Source organism: Microbacterium gallinarum (assembly GCF_014837165.1).
Lineage (GTDB): Bacteria > Actinomycetota > Actinomycetes > Actinomycetales > Microbacteriaceae > Microbacterium > Microbacterium gallinarum.
On the sequence record NZ_JACSPM010000001.1, the window covers coordinates 1,200,389 to 1,215,240 of the forward strand.

Annotated in this window: 11 protein-coding genes; 5 read left to right on the forward strand and 6 right to left on the reverse strand. The window is 71.4% G+C overall.

The window, feature by feature from the left end:
- Nucleotides 1–334 precede the first annotated feature (334 nt).
- Nucleotides 335–541 (forward strand): cold-shock protein, encoded by a 207-nt coding sequence (locus H9622_RS05600; protein WP_191765018.1) that lies wholly within the window; start codon nucleotides 335–337, stop codon nucleotides 539–541.
- Nucleotides 542–673: 132 nt separating this feature from the next.
- Here H9622_RS05600 and H9622_RS05605 read toward each other — a convergent pair whose 3' ends face one another.
- The 5 genes from H9622_RS05605 to H9622_RS05625 all read right to left on the reverse strand — a co-directional run bounded on the left by H9622_RS05605 (nucleotide 674) and on the right by H9622_RS05625 (nucleotide 6,762).
- The gene (locus tag H9622_RS05605; RefSeq protein ID WP_191765020.1) at nucleotides 674–2,749 is read right to left on the reverse strand and encodes a bifunctional lysylphosphatidylglycerol flippase/synthetase MprF; all 2,076 of its coding nucleotides are present in this window, start codon (nucleotides 2,747–2,749) and stop codon (nucleotides 674–676) included.
- Between the two features lie 27 nt (nucleotides 2,750–2,776).
- Complete coding sequence (locus H9622_RS05610) at nucleotides 2,777–4,042, reverse strand: coiled-coil domain-containing protein (protein WP_191765022.1); 1,266 nt, start codon at nucleotides 4,040–4,042, stop codon at nucleotides 2,777–2,779.
- A complete protein-coding gene (locus tag H9622_RS05615) occupies nucleotides 4,035–4,718 on the reverse strand; it encodes an HAD hydrolase-like protein (protein ID WP_191765024.1) in 684 nt (227 codons plus the stop codon). Before H9622_RS05615 ends, H9622_RS05610 begins: the two co-directional genes overlap by 8 nt.
- A gap of 84 nt (nucleotides 4,719–4,802) precedes the next feature.
- Nucleotides 4,803–5,498, reverse strand: a complete 696-nt coding sequence (gene nucS / locus H9622_RS05620) for an endonuclease NucS (protein ID WP_191765026.1) — start codon at nucleotides 5,496–5,498, stop codon at nucleotides 4,803–4,805.
- Between the two features lie 34 nt (nucleotides 5,499–5,532).
- The gene (locus H9622_RS05625) at nucleotides 5,533–6,762 is read right to left on the reverse strand and encodes an MFS transporter (RefSeq protein ID WP_191765027.1); all 1,230 of its coding nucleotides are present in this window, start codon (nucleotides 6,760–6,762) and stop codon (nucleotides 5,533–5,535) included.
- A gap of 80 nt (nucleotides 6,763–6,842) precedes the next feature.
- On the opposite strand from H9622_RS05625, the gene H9622_RS05630 reads away from it, so the two are divergent.
- Entirely contained in the window at nucleotides 6,843–7,886 is a 1,044-nt protein-coding gene (locus tag H9622_RS05630) for a LacI family DNA-binding transcriptional regulator (RefSeq protein WP_191765029.1), read from the forward strand.
- A gap of 131 nt (nucleotides 7,887–8,017) precedes the next feature.
- Here H9622_RS05630 and H9622_RS05635 read toward each other — a convergent pair whose 3' ends face one another.
- Nucleotides 8,018–9,565, reverse strand: coding sequence for a hypothetical protein (locus H9622_RS05635; protein WP_318247038.1), 1,548 nt, complete (start codon nucleotides 9,563–9,565; stop codon nucleotides 8,018–8,020).
- Between the two features lie 188 nt (nucleotides 9,566–9,753).
- Here H9622_RS05635 and H9622_RS05640 point away from each other — a divergent pair, with 188 nt between their 5' ends.
- From H9622_RS05640 to H9622_RS05650, 3 genes are read left to right on the forward strand one after another with little or no spacing between them, the layout of a single operon-like run.
- A complete protein-coding gene (locus tag H9622_RS05640) occupies nucleotides 9,754–12,675 on the forward strand; it encodes a Na+/H+ antiporter subunit A (protein WP_191765031.1) in 2,922 nt (973 codons plus the stop codon).
- Complete coding sequence (locus tag H9622_RS05645; protein WP_191765033.1) at nucleotides 12,672–13,217, forward strand: Na(+)/H(+) antiporter subunit C; 546 nt, start codon at nucleotides 12,672–12,674, stop codon at nucleotides 13,215–13,217. The genes H9622_RS05640 and H9622_RS05645 overlap by 4 nt, the downstream gene beginning before the upstream one ends.
- Nucleotides 13,214–14,815: a Na+/H+ antiporter subunit D gene (locus H9622_RS05650; protein ID WP_191765035.1), complete on the forward strand. Its 1,602-nt coding sequence runs from the start codon at nucleotides 13,214–13,216 to the stop codon at nucleotides 14,813–14,815. The genes H9622_RS05645 and H9622_RS05650 overlap by 4 nt, the downstream gene beginning before the upstream one ends.
- Nucleotides 14,816–14,852 lie beyond the last annotated feature (37 nt).

Sequence of the window (14,852 nt, forward strand, 5' to 3'; positions counted from 1 at the left end):
TCTCGCTGAACCGCGCGCGGAGGCCCGTTCACCTGCGCTGGAACGCCCCTCGAGACCTTGCCCCGACTGCCGTTTCGACCTCGCCGTCCGGCCGATATATCGGTACGATGTGGGTGTCACGCTTCTGCGTGGCCTATCCGGGGGGATCCGTCGACGCCCGGGCTTCGAGCTCCGCTCAGCCCGGGCGTCCGATGGGGCCCGCGGGCCTCCGTGCACGCGCTCTGCAACATTTCTGTCACGCCCGCGAAAACCCCTAGCGCGCACGCCCCCATACACCATTACGTTGGAGGGGACTCGTCGCACCAGCGCGGGCACCATCAAGGAACGGCAAGTAATGAGCACGCAGGGCACCGTCAAGTGGTTCAACTCGGAGAAGGGCTTCGGCTTCATCGCTCCCGATGAGGGTGGCGCAGACGTCTTCGCGCACTACACCGCCATCGCGGCGAGCGGATACCGCTCCCTCGAGGAGAACCAGCGGGTCGAGTTCGAGATCGCCCAGGGCCCCAAGGGCCTGCAGGCGGAGAACATCCGCCCCATCTGATCCTCCCGGACCCTCGGGTCCGGCATCAACGGAGCTGCGCCGCGGCACTCCCCAGCCGTCCCAGACGGAGAGTGGATGCCGCGGCCCAGTCACGCGCCCGGCCATCGCCGGGCGCTTTCCTTTTGGGCTGTGTCACTCGCGGTCGCCGCGCACCAGCTCCATCCCCGCACCCGCGAACTGACGCAGCGTCGCGTCGGGGAGGAACGCCCGCGTGAGCCCCGCGCCGATGCGGGTGAGATCGGCCTCGTCGCGGAAGAGCAGGTACATCGTCTCGTAGCGCGGATGGAACTTGCTCTTGAAGCGATGCAGCGACTGGAAGCCGTAGACGGGCTCGAGCGAGTCGGCCAGCCAGTCCGACAGGGAGGCGATGGCGCCGGCATCCGGTGGGTAATCGTGTGCCAGCGGCGCACCCGACAACGACATGATCTCGGCGCCCTCCTCCGAGAACTGGCGGGCCGATGAGCCGATCAGGAACTCCATCACCGGCCCGAAGCCGCCGTCGCGCCGACGCATGAGGTCGAGCGTCCACCCGCGCACCGCCCCGTCGCCGCCGTAGACGGGCAGCCAGGAGAGGAAGCCGTCGACATCGCCCTGCGGCGAGATGGCCAGCGCGAGCCGCACCTCCGGGTCTTCGGCCTGGTCGAGCGTGCCGAGCGTGAACCCCATCTCGGGCAGACCCTTGTCGCCCACCCACATCTCCGAGATCGCGCGCAGCTGCTGGCGGATGCCCCACGGCTCGTCGGCGAGCCGCGTCATGCGGAACGTCATCTCCTCGCGGCCGGCCCGGTTGAGCGAGGTGCGCACGGCACTCCACTGCTTGCCGGTGAACTCGAGGTCGGGAAGGTCGACGATCGTGTCGTCGGCGACCACGATGCTGCGCCATCCTGACGGCACGGCTGCGCGCGTCGCCTCGCCCGCACTGAAGAAGCACGGCACGAGGCCCGCGTGCTCGGCAGCGCGGATGAACTCGACGACGGATGCGGTTCGGGATGCCTCCGCCCCGAGCGGATCGGCCAGCACGATCGCCACTCCGGCCCGGCGCTGGTAGGCGACGATGCCGCCGGACTCGGTGCGGGCGTAGCTGTTGCCGTCCCACGTGGTCATCCACGACAGGGTGCCGCCCCCGTGCGCCCGGAGCGCATCCTTGACGTCGTCGACCGTCGGCGCGGGCTGCGCGCCGAGGGTGCTCTTGCGGCGCGCGCGGACCGCGCGCCGCACCCAGACGAGGTACACGAGCAGCAGGAGCCACATCGCCGACTGAGCGAGCGCGACGTTGAAGTCCCCGATCTGGTCGTCGAGGCGCTCCGGCCCCAGGACGGCCGCGAGCACGACGATGAGCGCACCGGTCAGCACGTTGACGGCGGCGAGCACGATCGTCCAGATCCACGCCCAGCGCCGCCCACGGCGCAGGCCGTTGGCGAGGATCGCGATGACGACCACGTCGAGGGCGATGTCGAGGAACGAGCCGCCCGCGGCGCGGGTGTGGCCGAACGGGCCGTCGGTCGGCACGAGCAGGGTGAGCACCTCGACCGCCAGGATCACCAGCACCGCCACGAACGCGATGAGCCGCTGCTCGCGGACCGTGGTGCGCTGGATCCGCAGCGATCGGTCGACGAACAGCACCAGGAGCACGGCGAACGCGTGCTCGAGGTCGGCCAGCGAGCCCCAGAAGAACAGCGTCACGAACGAGAAGCCGAGCACGATGAGCCACGCCCGAACCCGCCACGGCGAGACCAGCAGGCCGGCGGCCGCCGCGATCCCCGCGAGCGTGCCGCCCGAGGGACCGACGTCGAGCACCGTCGCCTCCATCTGCGCCCACGGCCACGGCAAGGCCGACGCGACCCACAGGAACAGTGCGCTGGCGAAGATCGCGAAGAGCTGGCCGATGCCGAAGTAGCCGAGTGCGGCGAGCGAGCCGCGGCGATGCTCGAGGTACGCGAGGCCGGCGAAGCTGGGGATCACGAAGGCGTAGACGATCGGGTGGTCGACGAAGAACGTGCCGGTGACGGGCGTCCACCATCGTCCTTCGACCAGCGCCGGCAGACCGTAGGCGACGGTGTCGAACAGCGGATGGTCTGCGAACGGGCGCCACAGCCCGCCCCACACGATCCCCACCAGCAGCACGATGGCGATGAGCGACAGCGTGACGGGGATCCGTGCGAGCACGGCGAGGACAGGACGGCTCGATCGCGACTCGGCGTCGGTCATGCCCTCACGATAGCGAGGGGGGCCGGATCAGCGCCCGCCGAGCCGGGAGTACTCGGCGAGGGCCTTCGCATCCTCAGCATGGCGCAGAGCGCGGCGCGCGGCGTCGAGCGCGGCGACCGGGTCGTCGACCTGCCGCGCGCGGGCGAGCTCGTCCTGGGCCGAGAGCAGGCGTGCGCGGGCGTCTGCGCCGCCGCGCGAGTGCGAGACGGATGCCTCGGCCTGCGCGATGGCGCTGCGTGCGGCGGCGAGCGTCCCCGGCAGCGCCGTGCGCGCTCCGCGGATGCGCTGCTGCGCGGTGCGTGCGTCGCCGAGAGCGAGGTCGAGCCGGCCGCGCAGGCGTGCGATGCGGTCGACGGAGCGCGAGGGATGGCGCGCGGCATCCGCTTCCACCTTCGTCAGTTCCGACTCGATCGCCCGCAGCTCCGCGCCGAGCCGCTCGGCGTCGGCGGGATCCAGGTGCTCGCGCGTCACGCCGGCCTGGCGCAGCGCAGTCCGTGCGGCGTCGATCTCTCCGGGCACGGCCTGCGCTGCCTGCAGCACGAGCCGGTGCGTCTCCTCGAGGATGCGGGCGTCCGCCTCGGCCCTCCGCAGCGCGCGCTCGGCCGACGCGAGCTCGGTGAGGACGCTCTGCGACGGATCGGCGACCCGCGCCTGCGCCGCGTCGAGCAGGCCCGACGCCTCGTCGGCAGCGGCGGTGGCGTCGTGGGCGGCGCGCGAAGCATCCCTCCACTCCTCCTCGGCGAAGCGAGCCGAGAGCTCGCCGACCAGCGCGGCGGGGTCGCCCATCGACGCGCGCAGCTGGGCGAGGCGCTCGCGCGCCGACGCGACCTGGCTCGCGGCGGACACGTTCGCGCGCACCCACTCAGCATGCTCGGCTCGGGCGGTCGCGATCACCGCGAGGGCGTCGGCAGACCGGCGGTCGATGCGCGCGGCGAGGCGGCGGATCTCGGCGGGAGCGGCGTCGGACGCCGACAGTGCGCGGTACTCGTCGAAGGACTCGTCGCGCACGTGCTGGGCGGTCATGCGCGCCCGCCGCAGCGAGACCGGCGCCCCGCCCCCGTAGAGCGCGCCCGACAGGCCGACCTCCAGGTCGAGCTCGGCGACCGCGTCGTCGAGCCGGACCAGTGTCGCGCCGGCGCGCGTGCGCTCCTGCTCGGCCGCCGCCCGGGCGCGCGGAGAACGACGGGCACGGCGGATGCCCCAGGCGAGGACGGCGACGAGGATCGCCGTCACGCCGAACACGACCAGCGCGGGCACCAGCCACGCGAGGATCGCCCCGACGCTCTCAGCCATCGGAGTCCTCGAAGAGGAGAAGCGTGCGCAGCTGGGACACGTCGTCGACCGCGGCCTGTGCACCGTCGGCCTCGTGCGGCCAGCTGAAGCCCCAGCGCACGAAGATCACCGGCACGTCGTTGGCCGCACCGCCCTCGACGTCGTGATGCCGGTCGCCGACGAGCACGGGGCGGCTCGTGTCGACCCCGGCTGCCGCGAGGCGGCGCAGGGCCTCCGCCACGATGTCGGACTTCGCGCTGAGCGTCTTCTCGTCGGGCGTCGCGCCGACGATCGCGGTGAGCGAGGTGGAGAGGTCGAAGTGGTCCATCAGGGCGACGACCTGCACCTCGGGCTTGGAGCTGGCTGTCGCCTCCGGGATGCCGGCTGCCGCGACATCCCGGATCAGCACATCGATGCCGTCGAAGAGCTTGGCGCCCGTCGTGTAGCCGTCGGCCTTGCCGAGCACGCGGTAGAACGCGACCGCCTCGCTCGACTCGGCGGGCGTCATGCCGACGTTGACCTGGAACGACTCGTACATCGGCGGGCCGATCCAGTGCACCAGCTCGGCGCGGGTCGGCGGACGCTTGCCGAAGTGCTCGAGAGTGACCGTCAGCCGGCGCAGGATGCCGTCGGACGCGTCGACGATCGTGCCGTCGACGTCCCACAGCACACAGGTCCAGGGCGATCGGCTCGGCATGCCTTCCACCCTATGGGGCGCCGCGCACCCCCTCGTCTATCGCGAGACTGCACCGGCGCTCCGAGACAAGCGGGAGGCGAGGGGTCAGAACAGGCGGGGGGCGCCGGACTCGATGCCCTTCATGCCCTCGTAGTCGAGGGTGACGCAGCGGATGCCGCGGTCGTTGGCGAGCACCTTCGCCTGAGGCTTGATCTCCTGCGCGGCGAACACGCCGGTTACGGGGGCGAGGTGCGGGTCGCGGCCGAGGAGCTCGAGGTAGCGCGTGAGCTGCTCGACGCCGTCGATGTCGCCGCGGCGCTTCACCTCGACCGCGATCGTGCCGCCGGCGGGGTCTCGCAGCAGCAGGTCGACCGGGCCGATCGCCGTCGGGAATTCGCGGCGCACGAGCGTGAGGTTCTCGCCGAGCACGTCGACCTGCTCGGCTAGCAGGCGCTGCAGGTCGGCCTCGACGCCGTCCTTCTGCAGACCGGGGTCGATGCCGAGCTCGTGCGATGTGTCGTGCAGCACCTCGTAGATGCGCACGAGCAGAGCGTCGCCGGTCTTGGCGTGCGTCACGCGCCAGTACTCGCGCACCCCCGCGGCGGCGGACTCGGCATCCGGCTCCTCCACCTCCAGGCGGCACGGCGGGCTCATCCAGTTCAGCGGCTTGTACGAGCCGCCGTCGGAGTGAACGAGCAGGCTCCCGTCGCCCTTGTGGACGAGCAGACGCGTCGCGAGCGGGAGATGCGCGGTGAGCCGACCGGTGTAGTCGACGGAGCAGCGGGCGATGACGAGACGCACCCGAAGAGCCTAGCCCGCGCCCGGACTACTGCGATCAGTGGTGCGGATGACCCGCACCGACCTTGGAGCCGGCGATGGGCCTGGCGGCGCCCGACGCGAGACCCGACAGCGCGATGAGGCCGACGATGATCCACAGCGTGGGCAGGATGCCGATCTGGTTGCTGATCCAGCCGAGCGCGGGCGGGCCGCACAGGAAGGCCAGGTATCCGATGGTGGCGGCTGCCGAGACGGATGCCGCGGCCTTGGCCGGGTCGTCGGCGGCCGCCGACATGCCCAGCGGGAAGCCGAGCGACGCCCCGGCGCCCCACAGCGCGATGCCGACGAACGCGATCGGGAGGTTCGGCGCGAGGATGAACAGGATGAGTCCGAGGCCGGCGGCCACGGCGAGGACGCGGAGCGTCCATACGCGACCGATGCGGTCGACGATGGGGCCGCCGAGGACGCGGAAGACGGTCATCGACACCGAGAAGACGGTGAGGGCGATCGCGCCGACGGCCTCGGTCTCGCCGTGGCCGTCGACCATCGCGATGGTCAGCCAGTCGTTGGCGCTGCCCTCTGCGAACGCCATGCCGAGCATGATCGCGCCGATGGCGTAGGTGCGCGGATCGCGCCAGACGGCCAGCTGCTCTGCGAGTCGCTCGCGGCGGGTCGCGGGCGTCGCCGGATCGTCGTGCATGGTCTCGCGGATCGGCACCGCCCGCAGGGCGACCAGCCCGGCGATCAGCACGAGGATGCCGATGACCCAGAGATGCCAGGCGACGCCGACGTTCCAGACGGCCATCAGCACGCCGATGCCGGCTCCTGCGACCGTGCCGAGGCTGAAGAAGGCGTGGAAGAGCGGCATCAGCGTCTTCTCGAAGGCCTGCTCGACCGCGGCCGCCTCGACGTTCATCATGACGTCGGTCGCACTCATTCCCACACCCATGAGGGCGAGCCCGATCGCGGTGACGGCGTAGGACTCGAGGAACTCCACACCGAGGCCCACCACCGCGACGCCGAGGGAGAACGTCACGATCGTCAGGAACATGCCACGGCGGGCACCGAGCCGCACGACGAGCACGTTCGCGATCGACAGGCCGACGATCGCCGCAGCACCGGAGATGAACAGCAGGATGCCGATCTCGGCGTCATCGATGCCGAGGTCCCTCTTCACAGCCGGCAGCCGTGACGCCCAGGACGCGAAGCCGAGCCCCGTCACGAAGAAGATCGTGAAGACCGCGGTGCGCCAGTTGACCAACTGCGAGCGCGAGAGAACCTTGTCCACCCGACAACGGTAGCGGCCGATCCGAAGCTTGTCGAATCGATTCGACGCGCGTCCTGACGGCGGGGTACCATCGAACCGACATGAGCACGCGCCGAGCCACCATCTCCGACGTCGCACGCGAGGCGGGCGTCTCGCCGTCGACCGCGTCCGTCGTCTTCAGCGGCAAGACCAAGGTCTCCGACGCCACGCGCCGCCGGGTGCTCGACGCCGCGTCGGCGCTTGGCTACACCGGACCCGATCCGCGGGCCGCCTCGCTGCGCCGCGGCCGGTCCGGGATCGTCGGCGTCGTGTTCGAGGAGCACCTCGGCACCGCCTTCCTCGACCCGGTCAAGACGCTCATGATGGACGGCCTCTCCGACGGAGTCGCCCCGCTCGGCGCCGGCCTCCTGCTGCTGCGCGACACCGAGCCGGACGGCGGCACGTCCCTGACCACCGCGCCGCTCGACGCCGCCGTCCTCGTGGGCTGCAGCGGCCACCTGCGCCGCTCGCTCGACGCCGTCAAGGCACGCGGCATCCCGGTCGTCGTCATCGAGGGGGATGCCGGCGACGACGTGCCCCGCATCGGCCTCGACAACCGCGAAGCCCAGCGTCAGGCCGCGAGCCACCTGCGCGCGCTGGGGCACACGCGGGTCGCGATCGTCGCACTGCCGGCACGCGCGGGCTGGGAGGGCGGCTGGATCCTCGACGGCACCGCGATCACGGTCGACGTCACGCGCGAGCGTCTCGCCGGGGCCCTGGACGTGTTCCCGGATGCCGCGGCCTACGCCGCCGCCGGCAGCTTCATCGACGAGGGACTCGCGGCCGGCCGGCTGATCTTCGCCGACCCCGCCGAGCGCCCCACCGCCGTCATCGCGCAGAGCGATCTGCTCGCAGCGGGGGTGATCCGCGCCGCCGAGGAGGCGGGACTCCGTGTTCCCCAGGACGTCAGCGTGACCGGCTTCGACGGCATCGTGGTCGACGGGCTCGCGCCGTACGAGCTCACGACTCTCGTGCAGCCCGCGGCCGACAAGGGACGCGCGGCGGGACGCGCCGTGACGGCGATGCTCGACGGCGACGGTGCGGCGTCGATCAGCTTCACGTGCGACTTCCGTGAGGGCAACACGACGGGTCCCGCGCCGGCCTGACCCCGCCGCCGCTGCTGCTGCCGTCGGGCGCGAGACATCACGTCTGCGACGAGACGGCGTGCGGATGCGGACGTTTCGTCGCGAATGCGCCGTCTCGCGGGTGAGCTCAGGGCGGGCGAGGACCGGGCGGGTCAGGACCGCTGCGGGCCGAGCGTCAGCGTGCGCTCGCCGAAGTCGGCGATCGTGTAGCGGCCGCAGTCGATCAGCTCGGCGCCGTCGAGGGAGGCGCCGTCGGGCAGGGCGAACGGCACCGACTGGTCGTCGATCACGAGGAACGACACGACGCCGTCCCTGAAGTCGTCGCGGTTGACGAGCCACGCGTAGCCGCGCAGCTCGTGGTCCACCTGCACGAGGCGCCGAGGGTCGTCGAGGTGCGCCTTGGCGAGCCGGACCGTCCAGAACTGACCGGCTCCGGTGCGGGACGCGGCATCCGTCCACTCCACGACGCAGTCGAGATCGGCATCGGGCGCGTTCGCGGCGGACGCGATGCGAGGGATGCCGACGGCCGACGCGACCAGCAGCGCGAGGGCTGTCGCCCCGGTGAGCACCGGGAGGCCGAGGGGGCGGGCGGTCCGGTGCGGCAGCAGCGCGGGCAGCACCGCGAGGCCGAGCACGGGCGCGAACCCGATGGGCTGCAGGTAGCGCGCGGCGTGCGTCCCGAGGACGACGGCACCGACGACGACGAGGACCGGCATCACCCAGCCGCACGCCGCGATGAGGGCCGCGCCGACATCGCCCCTCCGGACCAGCAGCACGGACGCCGACACGCACCACACCCAGAGCGCGAACCCGAGCGTCACCCCGAGCACCCCGACGACGGTGCTCGCGCGCTCGCCGAGGAGGAACGCGTAGTACCCGGCCGACTCGAGCCAGCGCGACGGATCGGCGTAGCCGACGCCGGTGTTCGCGATCATGCCGGCGAGCGGCAGCCGCAGCACGAGACCCGCGACCGAGCCGCCCACGAGCGCGGCGACCAGCCACACCGCGGTGCGGCGCCGCGACGAGCCACCGCGCCACGCGACGACGGCCAGCACGGCCACCACAGGAACGACCGCCCACGCCGCGAACAGCGGATTGGTGAGGACGGATGCCGCGCCCACGGCCGACAGGGCCCAGACGTGCAGGCGGCGTCCGGGCCGATCGATGGTGCGTCGCACGAGTCCGACCGCGAGCACCGAGGCGATCACGGTCGCGCTGTAGTACGTCGTCGTCAGCAGGAGCGACGCCGGCTCGAGCGCATCCCGGCTCGGCGACGACTCGGTGATCGCGAGCAGTCCGAACCCCGACAGCGCGAGCAGGGCCCCCGCGATCGGCGCGCGCGCCGCGTCGGCGGCGCCGGCCGCGAGCCGCAGCGCTCCGTACAGCGCGAGCAGCGTGACGATCGCGGCGGTGGCGAGCGTGCCGGCGACGCCCAGCCCGAGCAGCGAGAGCAGCACGACGAGGGCGCTCTCGGGCAGGAAGAGCACGGTCGACATCGCCCAGTCCTGCGGCTGACCGACCGCGATCGACCGGGCCACGAGCGTCGTGACGAGTGAGTCGCCGTCGCGGAAGAGCAGAACCGACCTCGGCCCCGCGGCGACCGCAGCGGTGACCGCGATCGCGATCGCGAGTGCGGCGAGGGCGCCCAGCACCTCGCGCGGCCAGCGCGGTGCGCGCGTCACGGCGGGGTCGACGGCCACAGGTCCACTCTCGCACGCCGGGGCGCGGCATCCGCTCGGCTCTCCTGTGCGTTCGGACGACCTTGCGCTCGCCGCTTCGGATGCCCCGCGCGAACGCACCTGCCGTTTCGCCCCGGTAGACTTCACGAGACATCTGATCGCCCGAGCTGCGCGCGGGAGCCCCCGGCCGACGACATGAGGAGGCCCCCATGCTCCTCATCCTCGGTGCGTTCGCGCTCACGCCCCTCGTGCTCCCGTGGCTGGTCGGCCGCATCGGCGCCCGCGCCTTCTACGTCGCCGCCGTGCTGCCGCTCGTCGGCCTCGGACACGCCGTGGTCGCGACGCCCGCCGTGCTGGCAGGCGACCCGCCCTTCGAGTCCTACGACTGGATCTCGCCTCTCGGCATCGAGCTCTCGATGCGGATGGACACCCTCGCGTGGCTCATGACGCTCATCGTCACGGGCGTCGGCGCGCTCGTGATGATCTACTGCCGCTGGTACTTCCGCGGCAAGAGCGACAACCTCGGCCAGTTCTCCGCCGTGCTGCTCGCCTTCGCCGGCGCCATGTACGGCCTGGTGCTGACCGACGATCTCGTCGTGCTCGTCATGTTCTGGGAGATCACGAGCATCCTGTCGTACCTGCTCATCGGCTACTACAACCGACGGGCCGCGAGTCGCCGGGCCGCTCTGCAGGCCCTGCTCGTGACGACGCTCGGCGGCCTCGTCATGCTGGTCGGCGTCGTGCTGCTCGTCGTCGACGCGGGCACCTCGAGCATCTCGACGATCCTCGCCGAGGCCCCCACCGGCCCGGTCGTCGATGCGGCCCTCGTGCTGCTGCTCGTCGGCGCGCTGAGCAAGTCGGCGATCTTCCCGTTCCACTTCTGGCTGCCCGGTGCCATGGCCGCGCCGACCCCGGTCAGCGCGTACCTGCACGCCGCTGCCATGGTGAAGGCCGGCATCTACCTGATCGCGCTCCTCGCGCCGGTGTTCGCGGTGGCGCCGACATGGCGCCCGATCGTGATCTCGCTCGGCGTCTTCACGATGCTGATGGCGGGCTTCCAGGCGCTCCGCGAGACCGACCTCAAGCGCATCCTCGCGTTCGGGACGGTCAGCCAGCTCGGGCTCCTGGCCGTCGTGCTGGGTTTCGGCACGCGCGACACCGCGCTCGCCGGACTCGCGCTTCTGCTCAGCCACGCCCTGTTCAAGTCGGCGCTGTTCCTCGTCGTCGGCGTGATCGACCGCCAGCTCTCGACGCGTGACATCGCGGAGCTGAGCGGCGTCGGCCGGCAGGCGCCCGTCATGGCGACGTTCTCGTTCATCGCGGTCGCCTCGATGATCGGCATCATCCCGACGATCGGCTTCGTCGCGAAGGAGGGCGCGCTCACCGCCCTGCTCGACGAGGCGCTCGCCGGCTCGCCCTGGGGCATCGTCGCCTTCGCCGGAGTCGTGCTGGGATCGGTGCTCACGGCGGCGTACGGCTTCCGCTTCCTGTGGGGCGCGTTCTGGACGAAGAAGGATGCTTCGCGCCAGGCGGTGCCCACGACCGAGTGGCCCGACCCGCCGATCGGTTTCCTCGGAGCCCCCGTCGTGCTGGCCGCCCTCACGGTCGTGGCCGGCTTCCTCGCGCCGCAGCTCGACGTCGCGTTCGCGGGCTACGCCGACCGGGCGCCCGCCGGTGCGGCGGAGCATCCCGCCCATCTCGCGCTCTGGCACGGCTTCGAGCCGGCGCTGTGGGTCTCGCTCGGCACGATCGCGGTCGGCGCCGTCGTGTTCTGGCTGACGGCCCGTGCCGGATGGTCGAAGCGGATGCTGCCGTTCACGGCGGCCGATGTCTACAACAGCGTCCTCCGCGGCATCGCCCGGCTCTCGGTGATCACGACGAGCTTCACCCAGCGGGGTTCGCTGCCCGTCTACGTCGGGACGATCTTCGTGGTGTTCGTCGCAGCCGAGGGCACCGCGCTGTTCGCGAGCCCGGCCTGGCGGGCGGAGCTCGACCTGTTCCAGACGCCGACGCAGCTCGTCGTCGCCCCGATCATGATCGTGGCCGGGCTGGTCGCGGTACGGGCGCGCAAGCGCTACACCGGCGTCGTGCTGGTCTCGGCGACGGGTCTGGGCATGGTGATGCTCTTCGCGACGAGCGGCGCCCCCGACCTCGCACTCACGCAGATCCTCGTCGAGACGGTGACGCTGGTCGCCTTCGCGCTGGTGCTGCGGCGGATCCCCGCACGCCTCGGCGAGCACAACGCCTCGGTGTGGCCGGTGGCGCGTGCCGTGCTCGGCGCCGCCGTCGGCGCGACGATGGCGGCGGTCGCCCTGGTGGCGACCTCGGCGCGCAGCACGAAGCCGATCTCGGAGCGCTTCCCCGAGCTCGCGTACGAGCTCGGCCACGGCAAGAACGTCGTGAACGTCGCACTCGTCGACCTGCGCGGCTGGGACACCATGGGCGAGCTGTCGGTGCTCATCCTCGCCGCCACCGGTGTGGCATCCCTCGTCTTCGTCACCCACCGTGCCGACACCTGGTCGCGCGTCATCGCGCCGCTCCCCGCGGCCGCCGCGCGCACCCGCCGGCCGCTCGTCGAGACAGCCGAGGGTGTCAAGCCGCGCGGTTCGGGCGGCGGTCGCATGGCGTGGCTCGTGGGCGGTCAGCGCGTGCGTCCCGAGAACCGCTCGATCATGCTCGAGGTGATCGTGCGCATCCTCTTCCACACGATCATCGTCGTCTCGCTGTACCTGCTGTTCGCCGGCCACAACCTGCCCGGCGGCGGCTTCGCGGGCGGCCTCGTCGCGGGCATGGCGCTGGTCATGCGCTACGTCGCCGGCGGCCGCTACGAGCTCGGCGCTGCGGCGCCCACCGACGCCGGGCGCCTGCTCGGCATCGGCATGTCGATCGCCGTCGCCTGCGCGGTCGTGCCGCTGTTCGTCGGCGCCTCCCCCCTCACGAGCTTCTTCTTCGAAGCGGACCTCCCGGTCCTCGGGCACGTGGAGTTCGTCACCTCGACGCTCTTCGACATCGGCGTGTACCTCGTGGTCATCGGCCTCGTGCTCGACGTGCTGCGCAGCCTCGGCGCCGAGGTGGATCGCCAGGCGCTCGAAGCCGGCGAGGGCCACCGTCCGGAGGTGACCGTCTCATGACCGTCTCCGGAGTCCTCATCGTCGTCATGGCGGTGCTCTTCGCGTGCGGCGTGTACGCGATGCTCGAGCGCAGCCTGACCCGCGTGCTCATCGGCTTCCTGCTGCTAGGCAACGCCGCCAACCTCCTGCTGCTGATCGTGATGGGCGAGCCCGGAGTCGCCCCGTTCTTCGGCGCCGCGGCCGATCCCGAGGACATGTCCGACCCGCTCCCGCAGGCGCTGACGCTCACCGCCATCGTCATCACGTTCGCCGTGTCGGCTTTCCTCCTCGCCCTGATCTACCGCTCCTGGCAGCTCGGCCAGGCCGACACCGTCGAGGACGACGAAGCCGACCGCGCCGTGCGCGAGCGCACCGCCGACGTCGACGAGACGATGGACGAGGAGATCGAGATCGAGGACGAGGACGACGACGCGACGACCGACTTCGTGGGGCTCGACACCTCGCCGATCACGGTGCTCGGCCCGCGCGACTTCGCCGGCCTGCGCGACGACGCGCCCGTCGACCGCCGTCGCACCGAGCGAGAGGACGGTGACGACGCATGATCGGCTTCGCCCCCGCCCTCGTGCCGCTGCTCGTGACGCTGCCCCTGCTGGGCGCGGCCATCGCGCTCATCGCGGGCCGCCACCGCCACACCCAGGTGGCCGTCTCGGTGACGACCTTCTCGCTCACGACCGTCATCTCGGCGATCCTGCTCTACGTCGTCGACTCGACCGGCGACGCGATCGCCGTGTCGGTGGGCGGGTGGCCGATCCCGTTCGGCATCGTGCTCTATGTCGATCGGCTCGCAGCCCTGCTCGTGCTCGTCTCGAGCATCGTCCTGCTCGCCGTCCTCCTCTTCTCGGTCGGCCAGGGCGCGGCCGACGGCGACGATGAGACGCCCGTCTCGATCTTCCACCCGTCGTACCTCATCCTCGCGGCGGGCATCTTCAACGCCTTCATCGCCGGCGACCTCTTCAATCTCTACGTCGGCTTCGAGATCCTGCTCGTCGCCTCCTACGTGCTGATCACGCTGGGATCGACCGAGTCGCGCATCCGCACCGGCGTGGTCTACATCGTCGTGTCGCTCGTGTCGTCGATCCTGTTCCTCGCGTCGATCGCGATGATCTACGGCGCCCTCGGCACCGTGAACATGGTGCAGATCTCGGAGCGAATGGGGGAGCTGCCGCAGGAGACCCAGCTCGTCCTGCACCTCATGCTGCTGCTCGCCTTCAGCATCAAGGCCGCCGTCTTCCCGCTGTCGTTCTGGCTGCCCGACTCGTACCCGACCGCGCCCGCACCCGTCACGGCGGTGTTCGCCGGCCTGCTGACCAAGGTCGGCGTGTACGCGATCATCCGCACCGAGACCGAGCTCTTCCTCGACAACGACGTCAACCAGCTGCTGCTGTGGGTGGCCCTGGCGACGATGATCGTCGGCGTGCTCGGTGCCGTGGCACAGGCGGAGCTCAAGCGCATCCTGTCGTTCACGCTGGTGAGCCACATCGGCTACATGATCTTCGGGCTCGCGATCGCGACGCCCGCGGCGATCGGCGCGACGATCTACTACATGGTCCACCACATCGTGGTGCAGACGACGCTGTTCCTCGCCGTCGGACTCGTCGAGCGCCGGGCCGGAAGCACCTCGATCCTCCGCGTGAAGGGCTTGATGAAGGCTGCGCCGGTGATCGCGGTGCTCTACTTCATCCCCGCGGTGAACCTCGGCGGTCTGCCGCCCTTCTCGGGGTTCATCGGCAAGTTCGCGCTCTTCGACGCCGCCGCCGAGGTGGGAACGCCGATCATGATCGTGCTCATCGTGGGCGGCATCGTCACCTCGCTCCTCACGCTCTATGCGCTGATGCGCGCATGGAACCTCTCGTTCTGGCGCGAGGAGGACGACTCGGCCGAGACCGAGGCGCGCATCTCGTACCTGGGCGCATCGCCGAGCGGAGTGAACACCGAGCGCCGGGTCATCCCGAGGATCATGACGGCCTCGACGGCGGGGATGGTGGCCGTGACCGTCGCGCTGACGATCTTCGCGGGACCGCTCTACGACGTGTGCACCCGCATCGGCGCGGCCCTGCTCGAACCGGTCACGCTCGTGCAGCTCGAAGAGCAGCGCGAGGTCAGCACCGGCGTCGACGACGGGGAGGTGGTGCTGCCGTGAGCCAACCGGTCGACACCGTCCCACCCGGCGGCAAGCG